General features: G+C 36.6%; 19 protein-coding genes. 14 read left to right on the top strand and 5 right to left on the bottom strand.

The window, feature by feature from the left end; translation table 11 throughout:
- Positions 1–77 precede the first annotated feature (77 nt).
- Positions 78–1,652: an Rne/Rng family ribonuclease gene (locus tag PALPR_RS01300; RefSeq protein WP_013443789.1), complete on the bottom strand. Its 1,575-nt coding sequence runs from the start codon at positions 1,650–1,652 to the stop codon at positions 78–80.
- Between the two features lie 230 nt (positions 1,653–1,882).
- On the bottom strand, positions 1,883–2,155 hold the full coding sequence (locus PALPR_RS01295) for an HU family DNA-binding protein (RefSeq protein WP_013443788.1): 273 nt from the start codon (positions 2,153–2,155) through the stop codon (positions 1,883–1,885).
- 682 nt (positions 2,156–2,837) lie between these two features.
- Between PALPR_RS01295 and mutY the strand changes: the two genes are divergently transcribed.
- Complete coding sequence (gene mutY, locus PALPR_RS01290) at positions 2,838–3,914, top strand: A/G-specific adenine glycosylase (RefSeq protein WP_013443786.1); 1,077 nt, start codon at positions 2,838–2,840, stop codon at positions 3,912–3,914.
- Positions 3,915–3,917: 3 nt separating this feature from the next.
- On the opposite strand, the gene PALPR_RS01285 is transcribed toward mutY, so the two are convergent.
- Both PALPR_RS01285 and PALPR_RS01280 read right to left on the bottom strand, forming a co-directional pair.
- Entirely contained in the window at positions 3,918–4,355 is a 438-nt protein-coding gene (locus PALPR_RS01285) for a thioredoxin family protein (RefSeq protein WP_013443785.1), read from the bottom strand.
- 38 nt (positions 4,356–4,393) lie between these two features.
- Positions 4,394–5,230, bottom strand: a complete 837-nt coding sequence (locus PALPR_RS01280; RefSeq protein WP_013443784.1) for a hypothetical protein — start codon at positions 5,228–5,230, stop codon at positions 4,394–4,396.
- A gap of 318 nt (positions 5,231–5,548) precedes the next feature.
- Between PALPR_RS01280 and PALPR_RS01275 the strand changes: the two genes are divergently transcribed.
- From PALPR_RS01275 to PALPR_RS01245, 7 genes are all read left to right on the top strand, one after another.
- Positions 5,549–6,349, top strand: coding sequence for a polysaccharide biosynthesis/export family protein (locus PALPR_RS01275; protein ID WP_041620109.1), 801 nt, complete (start codon positions 5,549–5,551; stop codon positions 6,347–6,349).
- 50 nt (positions 6,350–6,399) lie between these two features.
- Positions 6,400–7,146: a polysaccharide biosynthesis/export family protein gene (locus PALPR_RS01270; protein WP_013443782.1), complete on the top strand. Its 747-nt coding sequence runs from the start codon at positions 6,400–6,402 to the stop codon at positions 7,144–7,146.
- A gap of 36 nt (positions 7,147–7,182) precedes the next feature.
- The gene (locus PALPR_RS01265) at positions 7,183–9,579 is read left to right on the top strand and encodes a GumC family protein (protein WP_013443781.1); all 2,397 of its coding nucleotides are present in this window, start codon (positions 7,183–7,185) and stop codon (positions 9,577–9,579) included.
- A gap of 77 nt (positions 9,580–9,656) precedes the next feature.
- Positions 9,657–10,805: a GDP-mannose 4,6-dehydratase gene (gmd, locus tag PALPR_RS01260; protein WP_013443780.1), complete on the top strand. Its 1,149-nt coding sequence runs from the start codon at positions 9,657–9,659 to the stop codon at positions 10,803–10,805.
- A 51-nt stretch (positions 10,806–10,856) separates the two neighbouring features.
- The gene (locus PALPR_RS01255; protein ID WP_013443779.1) at positions 10,857–11,918 is read left to right on the top strand and encodes a GDP-L-fucose synthase family protein; all 1,062 of its coding nucleotides are present in this window, start codon (positions 10,857–10,859) and stop codon (positions 11,916–11,918) included.
- Positions 11,919–11,954: 36 nt separating this feature from the next.
- Positions 11,955–13,298, top strand: coding sequence for a UDP-glucose dehydrogenase family protein (locus tag PALPR_RS01250; protein ID WP_013443778.1), 1,344 nt, complete (start codon positions 11,955–11,957; stop codon positions 13,296–13,298).
- Positions 13,299–13,326: 28 nt separating this feature from the next.
- Positions 13,327–13,608, top strand: a complete 282-nt coding sequence (locus PALPR_RS01245) for a SemiSWEET family sugar transporter (RefSeq protein ID WP_013443777.1) — start codon at positions 13,327–13,329, stop codon at positions 13,606–13,608.
- A gap of 1 nt (position 13,609) precedes the next feature.
- Here PALPR_RS01245 and PALPR_RS01240 read toward each other — a convergent pair whose 3' ends face one another.
- Positions 13,610–14,383: an NrtR DNA-binding winged helix domain-containing protein gene (locus tag PALPR_RS01240; RefSeq protein WP_013443776.1), complete on the bottom strand. Its 774-nt coding sequence runs from the start codon at positions 14,381–14,383 to the stop codon at positions 13,610–13,612.
- A 326-nt stretch (positions 14,384–14,709) separates the two neighbouring features.
- Between PALPR_RS01240 and PALPR_RS01235 the strand changes: the two genes are divergently transcribed.
- The 6 genes from PALPR_RS01235 (at position 14,710) to PALPR_RS01210 (ending at position 26,188) form a co-directional block, all read left to right on the top strand.
- Positions 14,710–15,960 (top strand): glycoside hydrolase family 5 protein, encoded by a 1,251-nt coding sequence (locus tag PALPR_RS01235; RefSeq protein WP_041620548.1) that lies wholly within the window; start codon positions 14,710–14,712, stop codon positions 15,958–15,960.
- Between the two features lie 306 nt (positions 15,961–16,266).
- On the top strand, positions 16,267–18,510 hold the full coding sequence (gene bglX, locus PALPR_RS01230; RefSeq protein ID WP_013443774.1) for a beta-glucosidase BglX: 2,244 nt from the start codon (positions 16,267–16,269) through the stop codon (positions 18,508–18,510).
- A 109-nt stretch (positions 18,511–18,619) separates the two neighbouring features.
- Positions 18,620–21,847, top strand: a complete 3,228-nt coding sequence (locus tag PALPR_RS01225; protein ID WP_013443773.1) for a SusC/RagA family TonB-linked outer membrane protein — start codon at positions 18,620–18,622, stop codon at positions 21,845–21,847.
- A 20-nt stretch (positions 21,848–21,867) separates the two neighbouring features.
- Positions 21,868–23,376, top strand: a complete 1,509-nt coding sequence (locus tag PALPR_RS01220; RefSeq protein WP_013443772.1) for a RagB/SusD family nutrient uptake outer membrane protein — start codon at positions 21,868–21,870, stop codon at positions 23,374–23,376.
- A 27-nt stretch (positions 23,377–23,403) separates the two neighbouring features.
- A complete protein-coding gene (locus PALPR_RS01215; RefSeq protein WP_013443771.1) occupies positions 23,404–24,855 on the top strand; it encodes a PKD domain-containing protein in 1,452 nt (483 codons plus the stop codon).
- Between the two features lie 157 nt (positions 24,856–25,012).
- On the top strand, positions 25,013–26,188 hold the full coding sequence (locus tag PALPR_RS01210; protein ID WP_013443770.1) for a family 16 glycosylhydrolase: 1,176 nt from the start codon (positions 25,013–25,015) through the stop codon (positions 26,186–26,188).
- Positions 26,189–26,203 lie beyond the last annotated feature (15 nt).

Here is a 26,203-nt window from a genome sequence, read left to right as displayed (position 1 = left end):
ATTTCGAATCAGACTGCTACACACATACAAAAAAATCAGGCTAACCATTTCGGTTAGCCTGATTTAGTATTGAATAGTTACGATATTTTTTCTATTTCTTCTTGTAGGTCAATTTCATTTCCCTTTTTGTCGTAAAATTTGTATTGTAAGAAGCCTAGTTTTTGAGCAGCTATTACCTTACAACCTTTTCCAAATTTACGTTTCCATTGCCACTTCATCGAGAATAAACCTTTAGAGATATAGGCATCTACGTAGGGGTGGATATGCAATGTGAATTCTTTAATTAATAATTTGTTTACTAAATAATCTATTTTACTCTCCAACTGATCTGTAAACAAGATCGATGGTTTAGTTTTACCATGTCCGAAACACGTCGGACAAGTTTCTTCAATATCAATATGTATAACCGGGCGAACTCTTTGTCGCGTCATCTGCAATAACCCGAATTTACTCAATGGTAGAATATTGTGCTTGGCTCTGTCATTGGCCATGTTCTCACGCATTCTGTCGAATAATTTCTGACGGTTCTCTGTCTCATGCATATCAATAAAGTCAACCACGATAATGCCTCCCATATCGCGCAAGCGAAGTTGACGGGCTATTTCGTCGGCTGCAGCTAAATTCACATCAAGGGCATTGTCTTCTTGTCCGTTACCCGCTTTTGATCGGTTTCCGCTGTTAACGTCAACCACATGCAGGGCTTCAGTGTGCTCAATTATCAGATACGCGCCATTTTTAAACGATACGGTTTTACCAAAAGCTGATTTAATTTGCTTGGTTATACCAAAACTATCATAAATAGGCAATTCATCCTGATACAGCTTAACAATATCTTTACGATCGGGAGCTATCAGATTGACATAATCCCGTACTTCTGCAAAAACTGCCTGATCGTTGATATGAATATGCTTAAAACTTGGGCTGAATAAATCTCTAATTATTCCTACCGTGCGACCTAATTCTTCTAAAATCAGCGAAACTCCTTTTGTTTGTTGTGTTTTGATTACAGCTTCTTCCCAGCGTTTTACCAAAATCTTCAACTCATTATCGAGTTCAGCTACTTTTTTTTCCTCTGCAACCGTTCGTACAATAACACCAAAACCTTTGGGTTTAATGCTTTGAATCAGCTGTTTGAGTCTTTGTCGTTCTTCTTCTGTTTTTATCTTCTGAGATACCGACACTTTGTCGGCAAACGGAATCAGAACTAAAAATCTGCCTGCAATAGATATTTCCGCAGTCAATCTTGGACCTTTAGTAGAGATAGGCTCTTTGGTAACTTGTACCAATATATCCTGTCCCGGTTTTAAAATGTCATTAATTGAACCGTTCTTCTCAATTTCCGGTTGCAGTTTTGTTTTTTGAATGGCAGGCGTTTTTTTACGGTCGCTCAACGCCTGCGTTGTAAATTGTGTAAGGGTGTTGAAATTGGAACCTAAATCAAGATAATGTAGAAAAGCGTCTTTGTCGTAACCTACGTCCACAAAGGCTGCATTTAAACCGGGCATTATTTTTTTTACCCTTCCCAAGTAGATATTTCCCACGGCGAACTGTTCTTCACGTCCCTCCTGGTTAAGTTCTACAAGGCGTTTGTCCTCGAGCAGCGCAATAGAAATTTCGGATGTCTTTACATCTACTACTAGTTCGCTATTCACTTTTTATTATTTTTGATTAAGTTGTTTTAAAAAAAAACAAACTTAAAGCCAAGATTTACGCTTATAAGTTTGTTTTCTTGGACTTTATCACTAAAGACCATTAAGACTTATTTCTTTTTGTGTCTGTTCTTTCTTAGTCTTTTTTTCCTCTTGTGAGTCGACATTTTATGTCGTTTTCTTTTTTTACCGCTTGGCATCTTAAATTGAATTAGTTATATGTATAAAAAAAATTATTTTACTACGCTCACGAAAGTTTTAGCAGGTTTGAATGAAGGAATGTTGTGAGCTGGAATAATGATTGTAGTATTTTTTGAGATATTACGGGCAGTTTTTTCAGCACGTTGTTTGATAACAAAGCTACCAAAACCTCTTAAATACACGTTTTCATTTTTAGATAGTGAGTCTTTTACAGTTTCCATAAAAGCTTCAACAGTTGTCAATACAGTAACCTTGTCAATACCTGTATTTTTAGCAATTTCATTTACGATGTCTGCCTTAGTCATTTCAGTAATTTTTTATAAGTTAGTTAATAATGATATTTCCTTTTTTTTATTCAAACGGACTGCAAATATATTGCTTTTATTCTGATTAAAAAACAATTGCAGTCTTTTTTTTCTCCTAAACAGCGATTTTTTTTATTTAGACAGCCCTTTTTTAATCTGTAATTTCTTTATCATGAGCAAACCTAAATTCCCTCTATACAATATTATATTCACTGCCTATTAATATTGTATCAGAAACAGTTTTGAGATCTCAGAGACTTATTCCACGACATTTACAATCCTTTAAATCAAATACTTGTTTCACCCTATTTGATTTCCGAATATAGCATTCTTCAATGTCCAGGCATTAAAGAAGAACAACAGCTAAAATGTTATAAATCGAAAGTGTCACTAATTAAATGAAATGATTTCGAATCGGGTTAGAAGTGCATAATAATTCATAATTCGAATCAAAATAAGTGCCCCATCAGTATAGTTCATTAATGTCAACAATACATTTTCAAAGTCAGTTATCCTCCCAATTTAAGAATACTAACAAATCATAGAATTAAAATTTGGACGGTTTTAATAATTTCCATTTTGAGTGTTGAATACAACCCCTTACCTTTGCCGGCAAAGTTCAGAATAATTAATTCTATCAGCAATACCAATAAAAGGGTATTTTTATACATAATTTACAAAAATGAATAATACTACAGACGCTTTATCTCAAATATCCAACATACTAACCAAATGGTACATAGAAAATAAACGTGATTTACCATGGCGAGAGATTACTGATCCCTATAAAATATGGATATCCGAAATTATATTACAGCAAACACGTGTAAATCAGGGAATGAGTTACTATCTGCGATTTATAGAACGATTTCCTACGGTAAAAACACTTGCCGTAGCTGATGAAGATGAGGTGCTTAAGTATTGGCAAGGATTAGGATATTACACCCGAGCAAGAAATTTACACAAAGCAGCCAAGAAAATTGTTTCGGACTTTGAGGGTGAGTTTCCGAAACTACACGCTGACATCCTTAAACTAGCCGGAATTGGAGTTTATACGGCCGCAGCTATTTGCTCATTCGCCTACAATCAGCCATATGCCGTTGTAGATGGAAATGTGTATAGGGTTTTATCTCGTTTGTTTGGAATAGAAACACCCATTGATACAGGCTCCGGTCAGAAAGAATTTGCCGAATTGGCGCAAAACTTACTACCAACTCAACAGCCGGGGCTGCATAATCAGGCTATAATGGAATTTGGAGCTTTGCAATGTACACCAGGTCTACCGGATTGTGTGAAGTGTCCTTTGAATACTTTTTGTAAATCTTTACAAAACAACAATATAAACAACTTGCCAATAAAATCTCAAAAAACAAAAGTAACGAGCAGATACTTCAACTATTTGTTTATTGAATATCAAGGAAATACATTTATCCAAAAGCGAACGCAGAAAGATGTGTGGCAAAACTTATGGGAGTTTCCACTGATTGAATCAAATCATTTACTGACTGACAAAGAACTGATCGACAATCAATTTAGCAATTCTCTATTTGAAAAAGTCAACAATATAACCATTTCAAAAATATCAAACCCGATGAAACATGTTCTGAGTCATCGGGTTATATATGCGCAGTTTATTACAATCAGTTTAGCCGAATTGCCCACAGGATTATCAGAGCTAAAACAAATTCCAATAAGTGAGTTAGATAATTTTGCAGTATCAAGACTTATGGAATTATTTCTGGAGACACTGACAAAATAGAATTTAATTCAACGACAAGTTCGTTTTCACCATTTTTTCAAGCTCACTATAATCTCCACTGTATCCTACTTCAGGCTTATATTTATCTTTCATTCCGATAAAAATCATTGTAGGCATAGCATTCACTTTAAAGCGCTGAGCCAACTCTGGGTCTTTATCAACATCAATCTTATACACTATAAGTTTTCCTTTATACTTATTTTGTATAAGCTGTAAATGCGGAGACAGTATTTTACATGGTCCACACCAAGTAGCATGGAAATCAAGAATAATTGGCAGATTCCCAATTCGTTTAAATGATTTATCTTTATCAAAATTCCAGACTTTTTCCTTAAAACTTTTAGCATTAAGCTCTACTATTTCAACATTAGCGGATTTTTGTGCTAAAGCCACTGTACTAAACAGCAAGCCAACTAACAGTATTTGAAATATTTTTTTCATATTATTTTTTTCAACTTAGTTTATATCGATTATTCAGATTACTTATTTTGCTTATCACTATTTATCCTGGCAATTATGGCTTTGGCCTTCTTCACTTCCTTTTGTAGATTAACAACATCCTTTTTTACTTTCCACAAATGATAAGTTTCTACAATTGCATTTTTATCGGTTTCAGCTAAATTGTAAACATACGTTCTTTTGCCATACAAGGTTATTTTTATTTTGGAAGTAGCATTTTGAGCAATAAAAGCCGCAACACCTTTATCGGCATTATTTTTAAAAGTCAGTGTTTCCCAATGCAGACCTCCATCACTGTAACCATGATATGCAGGATTGGTTATTTCAAGAGTATCGGTATGCGCAAACAAATCATTAACCGAAGCTTCCAGCGATGTTTGTTCTATTTTTGCGCCATAATAATTACTAACAAGATAAATGTCAGCATTTTCATCTACATAAGATTTCAGATAAGTCCTGCTGATATTACTTTCGGTCTGTTGGGTTTTGTAGATATAATTACCTACGTCCTGATATTTTAAATCTTTTTCGAAACGAAAGTTTTTTTGAATAGAATCCGACTCACGCTGTTTGATTGGTAAAATGCTGTCACAATACGCCAGATTTCGGGTACTTTCTATATAGGCAATTGTATCTGCAAATGCAGCTGCTATACGTCGCTTATCCACTAGCCGAGGATACAGGAGATGAATACTATCAATTTCGATTTTGGCCGCATTCAACGAATTCGCTTTTATAAGTGTTTCGATTCGCTTTAAACGCTCATCAGCTTGCTTCTCTTGTTTGCGTCGTTCACTACACGAAACGAGCAAAACAAAAAGCATCAGTAAAATTAAGCTTTGATATAATTTTCGCATCTTTCTTTTTCTAGGTATGTTATTCGGAGTTTTATATAAAAACAAGCTTAATCTGGATATGAGAAAAATCCTTCCAAAGCTTATTCCCGACAAAATTAATCGATTTTTCTTAAAGTACCAATTTCATATTTCAATAGAACAAACGTACATGCAATAAACAAAGTTTAATTATTTTGTCATCAACTTCATTTAAAAACATAACTATAACTTGTTTTAACCCGCTAAATAAATTTATTGCCAGTCTTCATTTTCTTAGATTTTTGCAGTTATTTTACACATTTTGTATATCTTTGCTTGAAAATTATCAATTCAAATTAAATGATGCGAAAATCGCTTACCCGGATTTTACTCTTCATGATGTTGGCTCTACAGCTAACTTCGTGTATTACAACGCACCAATTGAATTATTTACAATCTCCCAAAAACAACGTACAAACTTATAAAGACACCATTTCTTACAAGGACTACCGGCTAAAAGAAGGTGATCGTTTGTTTATTCAGGTTTATTCCACCGACGAAAAAACGAATACATTATTTAATGGAGCCGGAAATACCGGCATGCAAATGATGACCGGATCATCAGAAAATATGGATTTATACACCTACCTAGTGAAGCCTGATGGCAATATAAAGTTCCCATTAATAGGCGATTTAAGCGTAAAAGGAAAAACCATCCGAGAAACAAAAGAGAGTTTGGAACAAGCAATAAAATCTATTCACAAAGCCAATTCTGTTGATTCTGAAAGCTCTGTTGATGTCAGAATGGTAGGTCGTACTTTCAGCATTATCGGTTCCGGAAAATCTGGTCGTTTCCCATTCCCAAAAGAGAAAGTAAATGTTTATCAAGCACTTGCCATGGCCGGCGATTTAAGTTATTATGCAGATCGAAGTAAAGTCCGAATTTTGCGTGTAACAGAAAACGGCAATCAAATTAAAAGCTTTGACCTTCGGAGTGCCAGTATAATCAATTCTGAGTTTTATTATCTGGAGCCTGACGATGTGATTTTTCTTCAACCAATGAAGCAACAATTTTTCGGAGTATCTACATTTTGGGCAGCTTTATCCACTATAATCACAACATATTCATTGGGTTACTTTGTTTATAAAAGCTTTAAATAGAATTTAATCGTTGTAAATACTATATCGGTCAAATTCTGATTCAATGCAACATGAGAAATAAAAAAAATATACTGGTTTTGGTTTTGGTATTGTTCACGCTTTCGTCGTGCTACAATTATCAAAAATTGCGTTTGTTGCAGGAAAATGACCGCGCCTTACCTGTATATGATAAATCCGGTTATAAAAATTATAAGATTCAAGTCAATGACGAGATAACATACCGCTTAATAACTTCTGATCAAACAATCTCAAAGGTCATTGGATCAAACGGAGGAAACTCTTCTCAAAATCAAATTTCGTACAGAGTTTACACCGATGGCACAATAGATTTACCTTTTATTTCTCACATTCCTGTGGCTGGGCTAACGCTAGATGAAGCAACAACTGTTATAGAAAACCGATTTAAAAAACTCATGGCCGATGCGGTTGTCAAACTCAGTCTGGCAAACAAAACTTTCACAATATTTGGCGATGCAGGCTCAGGTATATTTCCTATTTACAAAGAAAAACTAACTATTTTTCAGGCTCTCTCTATGTCCGGAGATTTCAGCGAAACCAGCGATAGAAAGCATGTCAGGATTATTCGAGAATCTGAAAAAGGAACCGAAGTGCTGGATTTTGATATACGCCCTAAAAGTTTAATTGATTCTAAGTACTATTATATTTACCCGAATGATATTATTTACGTACAAAGAGATTCTTCGAGCTTCTATAAAGTCAATAATTATGCGACTTTACTTAGCGTTATCAATTTCTCATTATCCTTATTGTTTGGAGTTTTAAACTACAAAAAGTAATTTACAATCATTTGTTTCACTTAATGAACCAACCAGATGGACAAGTTTAATTTAGAAAAACCATTTAATAGTGAGGAGGAATCCGGTTTTGACATCATGGAATGGGTTTCCTATTTCCTGAACAACTGGTACTTGTTTGTCATTGGGATTATTCTTTCATTGGGATTAGCCTACATTGAAAACAGGTCTTGGTTGCCAACTTTTCAAACTGAAGGAAGGGTATTGATAGATGAAAACCGCTCGTCCAACGCCAATAGCTCTCAGGCCCTAATGCAAGGATTTGGGATTCAATCGGGATACAAAAACGCAAAAAATCAAATTATTATGTTGGGGTCTAACGACTTATTCAGCAAGGTTGTGGATAGTTTGCCTTTCTTAAAAGTAGATTATATATCCAAAGGAAGTTTTAAAACCCGAAATTTATACAAAACAACTCCTATAATCATTCAAACAGATTATATTGCCCCTGAAGCTTACGGGGTACTTTTCAAAATCAAACTACACTCTAACGGATCCTATACAATTTCTGTTGATGACAAAAATTTGTTTAGTAAATTTCAGATAAATGGAAGATATGGACGTCCGTTGCAGCATAATTTATTTTTCCTGACTGTACATAATGTAAATAAATATATGGGAAATACAGAAATGTATTTCAAATTCAGAACCAAAGAATCTCTCGTAAATGATTTTATTTCCCGCTTCAGCACCAGCTATGTAACTGAAGGGTCATCTGTTTTACGAATTAATTTCGTGAGTGACACACCTGACAGGGATATTGACTTTATAAATAAACTCTGTGAAACTTTTCTTGCTGATAATCTGAGTAGAAAGAACGATGCTGCAAATAAAACTATCCAGTTTATAGATGAGCAATTAAAAGGTGTATCAAAATCGCTGACAACCTCGGAGAGTCAGATGACTAATTTCCGACAAAGCAATAAGATTGTTGACGTATCAAGTCATACTAGTGATTTATTGGGCAAAGCAACAAAATATGATGGACAGCAAGCAGAACTTAAACTAAGAGAAGACTATCTTACTTATTTGACTAAATATTTAAAAACCAATTTAGAAGATGGAGCAATTGTTGCACCTTCTAGTTTGGGGTTGAGCGAACCGATGTTAATGAAACTTGTCGAACAAGTAAACGATTTGTACAATCAACGCTCTGACTTAACAGAAGCAAACCCGTACTATGCCAAGTTTACAAAACAGATTGAAACTTCCAAATTGACTATCCTGGAAGTAATAAAAAGCATGCGCGCTTCACTTGAAATAGAGAAATCGGATTTCAATAAACGCCTGTCTGTTGTAAACAAACAAATTGAAGAATTGCCGGAAAAAGAGCTTGAACAAATTGCTATCCAGCGTAAATACAAAATGGATGACAACTATTACACTTTCTTTTTGCAAAAACGTGCTGAATCTGAAATCCTCAAAGCATCAAATACACCGGACAATGACATTCTGGATAAAGCGCGTATAGTGGGAGTTACTAATTCCGACAAAAGGTCGAAAACCACAATGGTATTTCTTCTATTTGGGCTTTTGATTCCAACTTTTATTGTAATATTAATTGAATTACTAAATAATACTGTACACTCCACCAAAGACGTAGAAAAGAATTCTGTTTTCCCACTTATTGGGGCTGTCAGACATACAAAAAGTACCGATCCTCTGGTTGTTTCCAAAAATCCACGATCTGCATACACCGAGATGTTCAGAATTATTCGAACGCGTATAGAATTTATAGTACAGCGTAAAACTAACATAATAGTAATGACCACATCTACCGAATCTGGAGATGGTAAAACATATTTTTCAATCAATCTGGCCTCCGTTTATGCAATGGCCAGTAAGAAAACTATTTTGGTGGATATGGATATTCGGAAGCCGAGTGTAAATCAACGATTCAATATTGTGCACCCACTTGGAGTCACCAATTATCTGGTCGGTCAATGCGCATTGGATGAGATCATTTTAAAATTACCGAAAGTTGATTTTGACATTCTACCTGCAGGATCAATTCCGCCTAATCCCGGAGAATTAATTCGTTCCGAAAAATTAGGTAAAATGTTCGAAGAGTTACGCACCCGATATGACTTTATTATAGTTGACTCCAGCCCGATAGGTATGGTTACAGATGCTTATTCATTAGCACAACATTCTGATGTCAATCTTTTTGTTGTTCGTAACGGGAAAACAAATAAGACATTCTTTAAAAAACTATGCGCTCAATTGAAGCTGGACAATATACCTCAATTATACACTGTCTTAAACGATGTACTGGATGATGAAAGCAAATACACTAAATATAAATTATATAAATACGCTTATCTGTTTGGGTTTAGCTACGGGTACACCTCTAAGAAGAAAAAAGGTGATGCCGAGAAATATTTCCACTACTATCAGGATGATACCGAAATATAATCTGAACAAAATAGAATTAGTCTATGTTACTCATTTAAACAGCTAAATGAAATAATTAATTAATACCCGAATTTTAGATGAAAAAAGTTGCTCTTATTACAGGAATTACAGGACAAGACGGCGCTTACTTAGCCGAGTTATTGTTGAAAAAAGGTTATACCGTACATGGATTGAAACGTCGTTCTTCACTTTTCAACACTGATCGTATTGACCATTTGTATCAGGATCCACACGTGGATGACCGAAATCTGGTTTTGCACTATGGAGACATGACAGATTCCATGAACCTTACAAGAATTATTCAGGAAACTCAACCTGATGAAATTTACAATCTAGCAGCTATGAGCCATGTAAAAGTAAGTTTTGACACACCTGAATATACAGCCAATGCAGATGGAATAGGTACTTTACGTATTCTCGAAGCTGTAAGATTGCTTAATCTGACTAAAAAGACTCGTATCTATCAGGCTTCTACTTCAGAATTATACGGACTGGTGCAGGAAGTACCTCAAAAAGAAACAACCCCCTTCTACCCTCGCTCTCCTTATGCTGTTGCAAAAATGTATGCATACTGGATTACAGTGAACTATCGCGAAGCATATAATATTCACGCTAGCAATGGAATTCTGTTTAATCATGAATCTCCCTTACGCGGTGAAACTTTCGTAACCCGTAAGATAACCCGTGCAGCTGCTCGTATAGCAATGGGTATGCAAAATAAACTGTTCTTAGGTAATCTATCATCAAAACGTGACTGGGGGCATGCAAAAGATTATGTACGCGCTATGTACCTCATCTTACAACAAGACGAGCCAAGCGATTACGTTATAGCAACAGGAATAACAACTGAAGTAAGAGAATTTGTACGGATGGCTTTTGCGGAAATCGGTATTAAAATTGAATTTAAAGGTGAAGGTATCGACGAAAAAGGGTATATCGGCAGTGTTGATAAAGATGTATTTACAAAAACTGTAGGGGCCGAGTTTTTAGATGCTATCTTAGCAGTAAAAGAACCGGTAGTTGAAGTAGATGCTAATTATTTCCGCCCTACCGAAGTTGATTTGCTGATTGGCGATGCTACTAAATCCCGAACCAAATTAAACTGGACTCCTGAATATGATCTGAAAGCATTGGTAGAAGATATGATGATTTCGGATGTAAAGCTAATGAAAAAAGAAACTTATCTGAAAGACGGTGGATTCAGAGTTTTAAATTATTTTGAATAAAACATAGTACAGTAGAGACAAGTTAATACTTGTCTCTTTAAATTTAATTTCATGGACAAAAATTCAAAGATATACATTGCCGGTCATAACGGCATGGTAGGCTCTGCAATAAAACGAAATCTTGAAAGTAATGGTTTCTCCAATATAATTACCCGCTCAAAGGAACAACTCAATTTACTCAGCGAAGAATCTGTTGCCAGCTTTTTTGCACAGGAAAAGCCGGAATATGTGGTACTGGCAGCTGCCAAAGTTGGTGGAATTGTAGCCAATAACACCTACCGAGCGCAATTCATTTATGAAAACCTGATGATTCAAAATCACGTTATTCATCAAAGCTATCTGAACGGTGTAAAGAAACTTCTATTTTTGGGTTCATCTTGTATATACCCCAGAATGGCTGAACAGCCAATGCGCGAGGATGCATTACTCACAGGAATTCTAGAGTCAACCAATGAGCCTTATGCAATAGCCAAAATTGCAGGAATAAAAATGTGTGAGGCATATCACGCTCAATATGGCTGTAACTTTATTTCCATTATGCCTACCAATTTATACGGGCAAAATGACAATTATGATTTGGAGAAATCGCATGTTTTGCCGGCTTTAATCAGAAAAATGTATTTAGGAAAATGTTTAATGGAAAATGCATGGGACAAGCTGCGTGCAGACTTAAACAAACTACCTATTGAAGGCATAAACGGATCATTTGGCGATGAAGAAATACTTAAGATACTTGAGAAATACGGAATATCATCCATGAACAATAAAGTCTCAATTACTTTGTGGGGTACAGGATCACCGATGCGTGAATTCTTACACGTAGATGATATGGCTGCATCAAGCATATTTTTACTAATGAATTACGATGCTCCTGACACAACCCCATCGCACGTTAATGCCGGCTGTGGAGAAGATTTATCAATTAAAAAATTATCGAAAATTGTTCAAAAAACAGTTGGTTATTCTGGTGAAATAATCTGGGATAGCACAAAACCTGATGGAACTCCGCGGAAGTTAATGGATGTATCAAAACTAAAAAGCTTAGGCTGGGAACCAAAAATTTCGCTGGAAGAAGGAATCAGAAGAGTAGTATCTGTGTATATAAATGAATAATTCACAGTATCCGCATTAATATAAGTATTTTTTTAAATGAAGATAGCTATCGTTGGAACCGGCTATGTCGGTTTGGTTTCCGGAACTTGTTTCGCCGAAATGGGCGTTGATGTGACTTGTGTTGATATTGATGCCAACAAAATCAACAATTTGATTAAGGGTATCATTCCTATTTATGAACCAGGCCTCGAAGACATGGTTTTGCGAAATGTAAAAGCTGAAAGATTGCATTTTACAACAAATCTGACATCTGTTTTAAACGACATTCAGGTTGTTTTTAGCGCTGTAGGCACTCCGCCCGATGCTGATGGTAGCGCAGATTTACAATACGTGCTTGAAGTAGCACGTACTATTGGACAAAACATGCAGCAGTATATTTTGCTCGTTACTAAAAGCACAGTTCCGGTTGGAACGGCATCGTTAGTTCGTCAAACTATACAAACTGAATTAGATAAACGCGGTGTTTCTATAGATTTCGACGTAGCTTCAAACCCTGAATTTTTAAAAGAAGGAGATGCCATTAAAGATTTCATGAGTCCGGACAGAGTGGTGGTGGGTGTTGAAAGTGAAAAAGCAAAAGAATTAATTACTAAGCTTTACAGGCCATTTCTACTGAACAATTTCCGAGTTATTTTCATGGATATACTTTCGGCCGAAATGACTAAATATGCTGCCAATGCAATGTTGGCTACACGTATAAGTTTCATGAATGATATGGCCAATTTATGCGAACTTGTAGGAGCAGACATTAATATGGTGCGTAAGGGAATAGGTACCGATCAACGGATTGGAGGAAAATTCTTATATGCCGGCTGTGGCTATGGCGGATCATGTTTTCCAAAAGATGTGAAGGCTTTAATTCAAACTGCCGATAAAAACGGATATGATTTACGCGTGCTTAAAGCCGTTGAAAACGTAAATGCTTACCAAAAACAAGTATTATTCCACAAGTTGGAAAAACACTTTAAATCAGATCTGGCAGGTAAAACCATTGCTATCTGGGGATTATCGTTTAAACCAAACACAGATGATATGCGTGAAGCACCATCGCTGGTGCTAATTGAGAAACTACTTCAGGCTGGCTGTAAAGTGCGTGCTTTTGATCCGGTAGCAATGCATGAAGCAAAACAAATCGTTCACTCAAAAATGGCTGATTTGATTCAGACTGATTCATCTAAGATATACTTTGCCAACGATATATACGATGCTGTATTGGATGCCGATGCGCTGATGCTGGTAACAGAGTGGAAAGAGTTTCGTATGCCAAGCTGGGGTGTTGTAAAAAAATCAATGAAAGGCGTTTTGGTACTTGATGGCAGAAATATTTACGATAAAAGCGAAATGCAAGAATTTGGATTTACTTATGAACCGATTGGATAAAAAATATCCTAAATAAAAAAATAAATATATGACCTCTGTTGAAACCGTCGGTTTTTTTGCTTCTGTACTATCAGTGTTAAATCAATTTCCTCAGGCAATCAAAGTTTTCAAATCAAAAGACACGCACAGTATTTCGCTTGTAATGTATTGCATTGTAGTTGTGTGTATTACAATGTGGCTGGTATACGGAATTATGCTACGCGATGCCCCATTAATATGGGCTAACGCGTTGTCACTTTTGCCAATTACCTACATCTTTATCATGAAACTCAGTAATACGATTAAAGGTAAAGATAAACTGTCAATATAAATTACATTCGGAAATCAAATCGCTCTGTACGGGTTTCTTCGTAAATATCACGATTAAAACTATACAATCTGGCTGGCTTGTGAGACACGCCTGTTTGAAACTCATCTAACGGAATAAGGTATTCCATTTTATTGATCTTTCTACGATAATTTCGTTTATCGTAGTTTGTATTGAAAATAGTTTCATACAACTTCTGCATTTGAGTGAGCGTAAATTTTTCCGGAAGTAATTCAAACACTAATGGGTCGTGCAATAAGTCGTTTCTTAGCTTCTTAAATGCTTCCTCAAAGATTTCGTTGTGGTCGAACATTAGGCGTTCTACTTCATAAGCATTCATCCAATTCGCGTCCTCAATAAGCATGCTGTTATCAATGTCATTCATATTCAATAGTGAATAAAAACCAACAGTAACAACTCTATCATCCACAATTCGAGGGCGAACCCACTCATAGTCAACCAGATTTCGCTTTAGCCTTTCAGGATCACTGAAAACTGAAAACTGTTTTACATAGATATTTTCAAGTCCCGTTTGTTCCTTGAGAATACGTGCAGCAGTATCATATATTGTTTCTGTACGTTTCACATGGTTTCCCGGAAGTTTCCACTCTAAATGCACATCTCCATCCAACGGGATATACTCTCTTCGTACCAACACGCGTAAATTATTATCATCGTAACCAAAAATTGCACAATCGACGGATAGAGTCGGCAAAAACTCTCTTTCAAATGCTTCTTGACTTATTCGATTTGGATTTGATTCTGATTCAATAGCCATTGTGTAAATAATTATAATTTCGTGATTTTATTCAAAAAAAGAAGAAGACTTTGATTTAAATAATAAATTACCGTCCTTTTTATTCGAGTACAAAGATATTGTAAATAATACACTATCTAATAATATTGAACTATAAATATTGTTTTTTTTGTTTATTAACTATTCTTGTTGTGAATTGATTATCAAAGAACTATAAACAAAGTTAGAAATAAAACATAATCTTTGTGTATTTTAGACACTATCAAACTTGGAGAATGCAACATTTCATTCTATATTTGCAATTCAGTTATAATCAAAATCACGATAATGAACAAATCACAGAACAGATGAAAAAGAAATGCTATTTAAAAAAATATCCTATTTTAATATTGTGTTTGCTGATACAATTTTATGGGATTGCAGCTGAAAGAAACAAAACTCGCTTTTTTAATATTTCCGGACAAAATATTATAGCTCCGAATGGTACAAATTTCCAGATAAAAGGAACAAACTTAGGTAACTGGCTTAATCCTGAAGGATATATGTTCCTTCTCGACAATGTCAATTCTTATAGATTAATAGACCAGACATTAAAAGAGCTCGTTGGAGCTGAACGTACAAATAGTTTTTGGAAGCAATTTCAGGAGGCTTATATCACCCGACATGACATAGCTTACATAAAAAAGACAGGGTTGAACTCTATTCGTATTCCTTTTCATTATAAACTATTCACAGCTGAAGATTATATGGGATACAATAATCCCAATAGAGGGTTTGAATTGCTCGATAGAGTGATAAGTTGGTGTAAAATGGAAGGATTGTATGTTATTCTGGACATGCACGATGCACCGGGAGGCCAAACCGGCGACAATATAGATGACAGTTATGGATATCCCTGGTTGTTTGAAAATAAAAACGATCAGGCTCTGTATTGTTCAATTTGGTCGCGCATAGCAAAACATTACAAAAGCGAAACTTGTATTATTGGATACGACTTGCTTAATGAACCTATTGCACATTATTTTGAAAACAAGAATGAAATAAACAAAAACTTAGAACCTGTATATAAAATGGCAATCAATGCCATAAGAAAATATGACAAGAATCACATAGTAATGCTTGGTGGGGCGCAATGGGATAGTAATTTTGAGGTTTTCTCTGATTGGCATTTTGATAATAAAATGATGTATACCTGTCACCGATATTGGAGCGACACCATACAATCCAGTATTCAGGACTTTCTGGATTTTAGGAAAAAAGTAAATCTACCACTTTATATGGGAGAAACTGGTGAGAACAAAGATGAATGGATTAGTTCCTTTCGTAAATTATTGGAAAGGAATAATATCGGCTGGCATTTTTGGCCATACAAAAAACTTGAGAACAAAAGTGGAATTGTAAGAATAATTGTTCCTGAAAAATGGAAATTGATTGTAGAATACGCTAAAAAAGACAGAAGTAGCTTTGAGAAAATAAGAAATTCCCGACCAGTCCAGTCAGATGTTCTTGAAGCAATGAATACATTAATAATCAACATGAAATTTGAAAATTGTAAAAAAAATGAAAACTACATAAAGGCTCTGGGAATGACCCCATAAATTACCATATTTAACACATGTAGTAAAGCCTTGCCATACAATCATTTGGCAAGGCTTTGTTTTAAATTAATGTTAAAGTTTATACTTAGTGTAAGAAAAACACTCTGTTTGTTTGTTTATTGAAATAATAGATTTTATATTTGCAGAGTCAAAGTTATTGTTATTATGACACTAATATAGAATAAAGCCCTTAAATCCATATTGAAAATGTTATAAATTTTAGTGAACAAAAAAGTTCTATCCGCTAGTATTTAAGACTAGATATAGAAATTGAGATCACAAGATTTAAGCACAACAAATTATTATATGAAAAAACACGTATTACTACTCCTCTTTACTCTTATCTGCCTTACTACTTTAGGGCAATCAAAATCAAATCCTGCAGCACAGGCTGACTTACTTATTCGTCAAATGACACTTGATGAAAAAATTGGACAGCTAAACCAATACACTAGCGATAGAAATGCAACCGGTAAAATAACTGCCGATGGAGATAAAGCCAATCAGATTCGCCAAGGAAAGGTCGGCTCCATGTTGAACGTGATTGGCGTTGAAGAAACTCGAAAATTACAAGAACTAGCGTTACAATCCCGCTTAAAAATCCCAATGATTTTTGGATTGGATGTAATTCATGGTTTTAGAACTACTTTCCCTATCCCACTAGGCGAAACAGCAACCTGGGACTTAGAATTAATGGAAAAAACGGCTCATGCTGCAGCCACCGAAGCAGCAGCTTATGGTATTCACTGGACCTTTGCTCCAATGGTAGATATATCGCGTGATCCTCGCTGGGGACGTGTTATGGAAGGAGCAGGCGAAGACACTTACCTGGGATGTTTAGTGGCTAAAGCCCGTGTAAATGGTTTTCAGGGAAATGGCTTAGGTAATATTGATGCTATAATGGCTTGTGCGAAGCACTTTGCTGCTTATGGTGCAGGTGTTGGTGGACGAGATTACAATTCTGTAGATATGAGTCTAAGGCAACTTAATGAAACCTATCTCCCACCCTTCAAAGCTGCTGCAGAGGCAAATGTAGCTACATTCATGAATTCATTTAATGATATTAATGGTATACCAGCTACAGCTAATAAATACATTCAACGCGACAAATTGAAGAAAGAGTGGAACTATAAGGGATTTGTAGTTAGCGACTGGGGTAGCATTGGTGAAATGGTTGCCCACGGATATGCAAAAAACAGCTATGACGCAGCTATGAAAGCAATAATCGCCGGTTCAGATATGGACATGGAAAGCAGATGTTATAAGGATAATTTAAAACAATTAGTGCTCGATAAAAAAATAGACATCAAACTAATTGATGAAGCTGTTAAAAGAATTTTAATAAAGAAATTTGAACTCGGCTTATTTGAGGATCCATTCCGGTTTTGCAATCAAGAAAGAGAGAATAAGCAAACTAATAATTTAGCTAACAGAGAATTGGCTCGTGAAGCAGGAAAGAAAAGCATTGTATTGCTAAAGAACGATAATCTTAGCACCGGAAAGCCTCTACTTCCACTTTCTAAACAAATTAAAAAAGTCGCCTTAATTGGACCTTTATTTAAAGCTACAACAGCCAATCATGGTTTTTGGTCAGTTGCATTCCCCGATGACAGCTCCCGAATCATATCACAATATCAAGGTATCAAGAATAAACTTGATAAAAGCTCAGAGATACTATACTCTCATGGCTGCAATATAAATGATAACGATAAATCTGGTTTTGAAGAAGCCGTTGCAACTGCTAAATCGGCAGACGTAGTTATCCTATCGCTAGGTGAGGCCGCCAATATGAGTGGCGAAGCCAAAAGTAGAAGTAACTTACATCTACCCGGTGTGCAAGAAGAATTACTCAAAGAGATTCACAAAACCGGAAAACCTATTGTTTTATTAATAAATGCCGGTCGTCCTTTAATCTTTAATTGGGCTGGGGATAACATTCCTTCAATTTTATATACCTGGTGGCTTGGCACCGAAGCCGGTAATTCTATTGCCGATGTACTGTTTGGCGATTATAATCCTGCAGCAAAACTACCCATGTCATTCCCTCGAACTGAAGGTCAAATTCCGGTATACTATAACCACTATAGCACGGGTAGACCAGCTAAAGATGAAAATGACAAAAACTACGTTTCAGCTTATATCGATTTACAAAATAGTCCACGATACCCATTTGGATACGGACTTAGTTATACAAAATTCGATATCGATAACCTCAAATTATCATCAACTGAATTATCAAATCAGAAGAATAAACTGACTGTGACAGTAGATCTCACTAATTCGGGCAATTACGATGGAGAAGAAGTAGTTCAATTATATATACGCGATTTGTTTGGATGTGTAGTTCGTCCGGTGAAAGAATTGAAAGGTTTTCAAAAAGTTATGTTGAAAAAAGGAGAAACCAGACAAATCACCTTCACCCTTACTCCAGAAGATTTGAAATTCTTCAATAACGAAATTGAGTATATCAACGAAGCCGGAGATTATGAACTATTCGTTGGAAGTTCTTCTGATGCCAGTTTAAAAGCAAACTTTAAATTAATATTATAAACCAAATCATGAAAGTCAACAATCATGAATAATTCCTCTTGAATAAGAATTTATATAAAAAGAACAAATTGACAATTAAAAATTATTGTTTTATTATTAAATTAAACCTATGAACAAAAAATCACGCCAAAGATGTAAAAATCTAAATTTACATCTAAACAAACTATTTATTAGTTTGATTTGTACTGCTACTTTGCTGATAATTAGTACAGCATCGGTATCTGCAGCGACACCTATAAAGGGTACTATTACAGACGAGAAAACAGGTACTGCTCTAATCGGTGTAGGTGTTTTGGTAGAAGGAACTACTACTGGTACTACGACCGACATCGATGGACATTTTACAATCAATGTTCCATCAGAAAATTCTGTTCTAGTAATTTCATACATCGGATACACTAAACAGAAAATAAAAGTAGGTCGACAAACAAATCTGAAAATTTCACTATCCGAAGACTCACAAAATCTTGACGAAGTAATAGTTGTAGGATATGGAACTCAGAAAAAGAGTGTTGTAACAGCTGCAATTAGCCGTGTAACAGCAGAAGATTTGAGCAAGACTACACCTTCACGTATTGAAGATGCCTTAAAAGGAAAAATTTCGGGTGTACAAATCACTCAAAGTTCAGGACAACCTGGATCGGATTCAAAAGTTCGTATTCGTGGTATTGGTACCGTAAACAATAGCGAACCACTTTATATTGTGGATGGTATGGCTGTTGGCGGTGGTATTGATTATCTGAACCCTGCCGATATACAATCAGTAGAAATATTGAAAGATGCAGCTTCTGCTGCCGTGTATGGAACACGTGGTGCCAATGGTGTAGTGTTAGTAACTACCAAACTGGGACAAAAAGGAAAAATGGCCATCAACTACAATGTAACTTATGGTATACAAAACCCCTGGAAAAAAAGATCAGTATTGGATGCAACTCAATACATGACTTTAATGAACGAGGCGTCTATCAATGATGGTAATGCTCCTAAATACACTAACACCCAGATTTCAAATGCAGGTAAAGGTACCGACTGGCAAGATGCTACCTTTAATTACGACGCTCCTGTGGTAAGTCATCAAATTAGTGCAAGTGGTGGTACCGATAAGGCTACTTACTTCCTATCATTTGGATATTTCAATCAGGAAGGTATCGTAGGTGGTAACTTTGGCAAATCAAACTACAATCGTTACAGTTTGAGATCAAACAATACTTACAGCGTATTTGAAACAAAAACACGTGATTTCTTAAACAAATTAAGAGTTGGCGTAAACGTAAACTATTCAAGAACAAAATCTACAGGCGTTGAAACAAACTCTGAATATGGTTCAATTTTAGGTAGTGCATTGGCATTTGACCCTACTGTTCCTGTATATGCATTGGATCCGACAGCTGTTTTAGCGGCTCATCCTACTGCTGTAAAAGACAAAAATGGTAATGTATATTCAACTCCTCCTGCAGGTTTTCAGGAAATTGCCAATCCGGTAGCAATGCTGGATGCACCTTCAAAATCGACAGGTAATGCTGATAAATTCGTAAGTAGTTTTTGGGCTGAAATGGATGTAATCAAAGATTTGAAATTCAAAACTAATTACGGGGTCGATCTCGCATTCTGGGGTAACGACGGTTATGCTTTCCCACATTTCCTTGCTACACAAGGTAAAGACATAACTCAAAGTTCTGTTCACTCTGAAATGCACCGCGGATTTACCTGGCAACTTGAAAACACGTTGACCTACACAAAGAAAATTGCAGAAAAACATAACTTATCCGTTTTACTCGGCCAATCAGCTAAGAAATACACTTATCGCGATTTATATGGCGATGACTATAACTTGTTAGAAACAAACCCTGACAAAGCCAATATCAACTCGGCTATTGCAGCCAGAACACTTGAAAGAGTTGCCGGTGGAACAGGCGGGTTCACTGCTCAAACATTGGCTTCGTACTTTGGCAGATTAGATTATAACTACGATGAACGCTATATTTTCCAGGCTACAGTTCGCCGTGATGGTTCTTCAAGATTTGGTTCTATGCACAAATGGGCAATATTCCCTGCATTATCATTAGGTTGGAATGCAACAAATGAAAAATTCATGGAAGGCCGTCCTGAATGGTTCAGCACATTAAAATTCCGCGGAAGCTGGGGTAAAAATGGTAACGAAAACATTGGTGATTTCAGATACACTAGTTTAATGGATGGTAATCAAAACTATTATTTCGGTTCAGGAACCAATTCAACCATGCAATACGGTACCAGCCCATCGGTTATTGCCAATCCGGAAGTAAAATGGGAACAATCGGAACAACTTGACCTTGGTTTTGAATCACGCTACTTCAACAATGCTTTAAGCTTTAGTTTTGATTATTTCAAGAAAAAAACCAATGGTATGTTGATGGACTTACCAATACCTGCCTACGTAGGTAAAGGAGCTCCGATTGCTAACGTAGGTGATATGGAAAACTGGGGATTGGAATTTGAAACAAGTTATAAACTGAATGTAAAGGACTTTACATTTAATATCGGCGCTAATGCTTCTTTCTTAAAAAATAAATTAATCAAACTGGGTAATGCATCCGGCGAAGCTATTTATGAAAATGCTGGAGCAACAGGTGTAGGAAGTTATGTAAAAGGCAAAAACGGAGAAGTTTTTCCATATTTCTATGGTTATAAAACCGGTGGAATTCTTCAAACACAAGCCGAAGCTAATGCTTACAATAGCAAATATGGTGAAAAAGCACAACCCGGAGATGTTATTTTTATGGATATTGCAGGAGCTAAAGATGCAAATGGCAATGATATAGGCGATGGCAAAATTGATGACAATGATAAAACCAAAATTGGTAAAGGAATGCCGGACTGGACTTTCGGTTTGAATCTTGGAGCAGAATGGAAAGGATTTGACTTAACTGCATTCTTCCAGGGAACAGCCGGTAACGATATTTTCGATTACTCACAAAGAGGTGATATCACTGCAATGAACAGACCATCATGGGCACTTGGCAGATGGATTGGTGAAGGAACTTCAAACAGTATTCCTCGTATGACAGCTGTAAATCCTAATCGTAACTGGCGTTCTTCAGATCTTTATGTTAAAAACGGATCGTATATTCGCTTAAAAACGCTGCAATTTGGTTATACATTACCTCAAAAATTGATGCGTAAAGTTGCCGTTGACCGCTTACGTTTATTTGTAACAGCCGAAAATTTATTGACGCTGACTAAATATGATGGTTTTGATCCTGAAATTGCAGCCGGTGGTTACACCACAATTGGTGTTGACAAAGGAATTTACCCACAAGCCAGAACGATTTCAGTAGGTGCTAACATTACTTTCTAACTTTAAAAAAAACAGAAGATATGAAAAAATATAAATTTATTCTATTATTAGCGGCAGCAATAGGATTTGTGTCATGTGGCGACGAATTTCTGACCAGCCATCCGACCCAATCGCAAGAAGCGGGTGGAGCTGCTACTGAAGGTGCGATATTATCCAATCTGGGTTCTTGTTATCAGATTTTACTGTTTGACAGTTATGCTGCCAACAACTATAACAGTATCGTTTTGATGTCCGATTTACGGTCAGACGATATCTATAAAGGTGGTGGCGATGCCGGTGACCAAGGACAATTATACCGTCTTTCGCAATTGGATGCTACAGCTACTGAGTTACCTGGAGGCCTCTGGAATATTTATTATTCGGGCTTGAGCCGTTGTAACAATGTAATTTTAGCTTGTGATAATGCAGTGAATGTACCTGAAGCTAATCTGAATCAATACAAAGCAGAAGCACATTTCTTACGTGCTTACTACACTCATTGGTTATGGAAATTCTGGGGTAATATCCCTTATTTCGAAGCTGACTTGGCTGCACCTTATATGGCTAAACAATATACAGCCGACGAAATCTATACAAAAATCATTGCCGATTTGGATTTTGCAATCACAGGCGACAAATTGCCAATGCGCACTACTGCTGCTAATGATGGACGTGTAACCAAAGCGGCAGCGCAAATGCTAAAAGCCCGCGTAGTTATGTATCAGAAAGATGCAACTAAATATGCAGAAGTATTGAAAGATATGACTGAAATTATCAAAAGTAACAAGTATGCTTTAGTGAGTGACTTTTCATCGATATGGTTGAATACAGGTGAATTTGGCAGCGAATCTATTTTTGAAACCAACCAGTTACCTGAAGGAAAAACATGGTCATCAGGCTGGCAAGGATACGGAACTAACCTTCCTGCCTTTATTTCGCCGAACAACCTTAGCGGTCAATCGCTTTACATTGGTGGTTGGGGATTTGGTCCGGTACGTACCGAAGCTTACTCTATATACGAAGCAGGCGACAAACGTTTAGTCGGAACCATCAATAAATTTGATGATGGTACTTATACTCCACGTTTCCAAAACACAGGATTGTTTATGTCTAAATATGCTGCACGTAAAGGGTATAACCCTCCTCCGGGCGATATAGATTTGAACTTTGATAACAATCTACGTATTTTCCGTTATGCCGAAACATTATTGAATGCTGCTGAATTAATGGTAATGAACAATGTAGCTCCTGTAAATGGTGTAACAGCTCAGGATTGTTTGGATCAAATCAGACAACGTGCCGGATTAACTTCGATACCTGCTACTGCAGCTAATATCAAACTTGAACGTCGTCGTGAATTCTTAGGTGAAGGTATGCGCTTCTGGGATATCGTACGCTGGGGAGATACCAGTTTATTGACCGAAAACAAACCTGCATTTTCATCAGTAAGAACCTGGGCAGATTACAAAAAGTACTTACCTATTCCACAATCTGAAATTGAAAAAACAGAAGGTGAGTTTAAGTTGAAACAAAACACAGGCTACAATTAATTCACACATCATAAAAACAGAATAGATATGAAAAATATATTTAAAACAGGAGCGTTAGCAGTGCTTTCATTGCTTATGATGACAGCTTGCGATCCGCAACAAAATTCGGATTACGCTTTGGGAGCAATGCCAACAGCTGATCAGTTAAGCTTCACGGCCACACCAACAGCATCGAAAGCCAATATTATTGACTTCGCGAACACCTCTTCTGTAAAAGGAATTGCGACCTGGGATTTGAACGGTAGCAAAGCTAAAGGTGAAACTACACAAGCTACTTTCCCATTTAAAGGAGAATATACAATTACAATGACATTGTATACCTCAGGTGGATCGGCAAGTATCACCAAAAAAGTGGTCATAGCTAATGATGACATGTCATTGCTGAACACACCAATGTACAATTCATTAACCGGTGGAGCTTCTAACTTAACCGGTAAAACATGGGTATTTGATCAATATTATGATGGACATTTCGGAGTTGGTCCTTTCGATGCCAACTCGCCAAGTTGGTGGAGCTGTCCTGCCGAAGGAAAATCAAAATGTAGTTTATATACTCAGGAATTTACCTTTACACAAGTGGGTGTAAAATTCGGTTGGAAAAATAATGGTTATGTTTATACTAATGCATCTGGAAAAACTGCACTTGCTGCTTTGGGTTATTCAACCTCAGTTGTGCCACCGGATGGTGACTTTGATGTGGCTTATGTACCAAAAACAGACTATACGTTTACATTGAACGAAACGGCAAAAACAATCACACTTAGTGGCGGAGCTTTCTTAGGACATTTTGCAGGTACTTCTACTTATCAAATTTTGAGTATCTCGGACGATGCATTGTACCTAAAATGTGTAAGTACAGTTGAACCCGGTAATGGCTGGTGGTACCGTTTAGTTCCAAAAGAAAAGAACATTAAACCGAATATCATCATTCCATTGAAAGAAATTGCACTGAATGAAGATTTTGAATCGGCTACACCTAAAGTTGTTTTCGCTAAAGAAGACATGGGTTCACTCACAAATGCATTCTATTCGAATCCTGCTCCGGTACCTGTAAATACTTCTTCGAAAGCATTTTTATACCAAAAAAGCACTGGCTTTTATTCAAATGTTTTCTTCCAGGCTACAGGTTACAAATTTGATTTATCTGCACAAAACAAAATTACATTGAAGGTATTTATTCCTTCGTATAATGACTATACAACTTCAAATGCTGTGGCTGGAAGCTGGGTAACCAATACGAAACTGAAACCTCAGGTAGCTGTAAAACTTCAGGATGGAAGCTTGGGTGGAAATGCATACACCACTCAAACTGAAATAATCAAAGGCGATTTGGCAACTGATAAATGGATTGATCTAACATTCGATTTCAGCAGTGTTAGTGGTCGCAAAGATTATGACAAGATTGTTATCCAGTTTGGAGCCGAAGGTCAGGCCGGAACAGGTATCTTCTATATGGATGAATTTCACTTTATCAAGTAATTAATAAAAGTAGATAGTCGGAGTGCAGGTATTATTCGACAAGCTTGCACTCCCATCTATCCGCAAATCAAAAAAAGTGTTAAATATAAATATTCTGAATAGTCGGATTTAAAAGTGGTTGAGTCCGACTATTCTTAACACTTCCAATAAAAAATATATGAAAAAAGCACTTTCTCTTATCAGTTTGGTTCTTCTTATCAGCTCGTGTAGCGGCTCAAACTCTCCCGAAAATGAAATAACTTCAAAACTAGCAGTAACGAATGTTATTCACGAAAGAAGCAGTACGACGACTACGACTTATCGATTCACCATAAACGTCACCCCTACCTGCTCAAAACCCATTACGGTCGACTATAAAACCGTTGATGCAACAGCTGTAGCAGGTAAAGACTATACGGCACTAACCGGTAAGCTCACCATTCCTGCCAATACTTTAAGTGCTTATGTAGATGTTACTGTACTAAAAGATAGCCTTCGACAGGAAGATCAAACTTTTACGTTCGAACTGAGTAATCCTACCAACGCTTCTATTTCCGGCACAGGAAAAGCTATCGGAACAATTCAGAACTACGGAACCTATTTACCGATTGATGGCACAGGCTATACAGGTGCAACAAATTACCCCGGAATGACACTCGCCTGGAGCGATGAGTTTACGGCTAACTATATCAACTCTAGTAACTGGTCGTACGATATCGGTGGTTCGGGCTGGGGAAATAATGAATTGGAATACTACACCAATTCCAACAAAAATGCCTACACAACAGGCGGATATTTAGTGATCGAAGCCCGCAAAGAAACTATGGGTACCAACAACTACACATCGGCCAGAATGATCTCAAAAGATAAGAAAACATTCACCTACGGACGAATTGATTTCAGAGCCAAATTACCAAAAGGACAAGGCATTTGGCCGGCATTGTGGATGCTCGGCAATAACATTGGCACAACATCATGGCCCGCATGCGGCGAAATTGACATAATGGAACTACTGGGACATGAACCACAAAAAACATACGGCACCATTCACTGGGGTGCTGCAGGCGGAGCAAGTACACATATCGGTGGCAACTACTCTTTACCTTCACTGACTTTCAACGATAAATTTCACCTATTCAGTCTTAAATGGGAGGCAGATAAAATGACCTTTCTGATAGACGATGTGGTGTATTTCACCGCTAATAAATCACAGGTTAATGGTGATTATCCGTTTGATAAACCATTCTTCTTTATCATGAATGTGGCTGTTGGTGGTAATTGGCCGGGCAATCCGGATGCAAATACAGTATTTCCGCAACGAATGATAGTGGATTACGTACGGGTTTTTCAATAATTATTCAGGTTTAAA

Origin of the sequence: Paludibacter propionicigenes WB4, assembly GCF_000183135.1 — a bacterium.
Classification (GTDB): Bacteria; Bacteroidota; Bacteroidia; order Bacteroidales; family Paludibacteraceae; genus Paludibacter; species Paludibacter propionicigenes.
The sequence above is the reverse complement of the archived record's forward strand: the minus strand, read 5'-3'. Positions and strand labels throughout refer to the sequence as shown.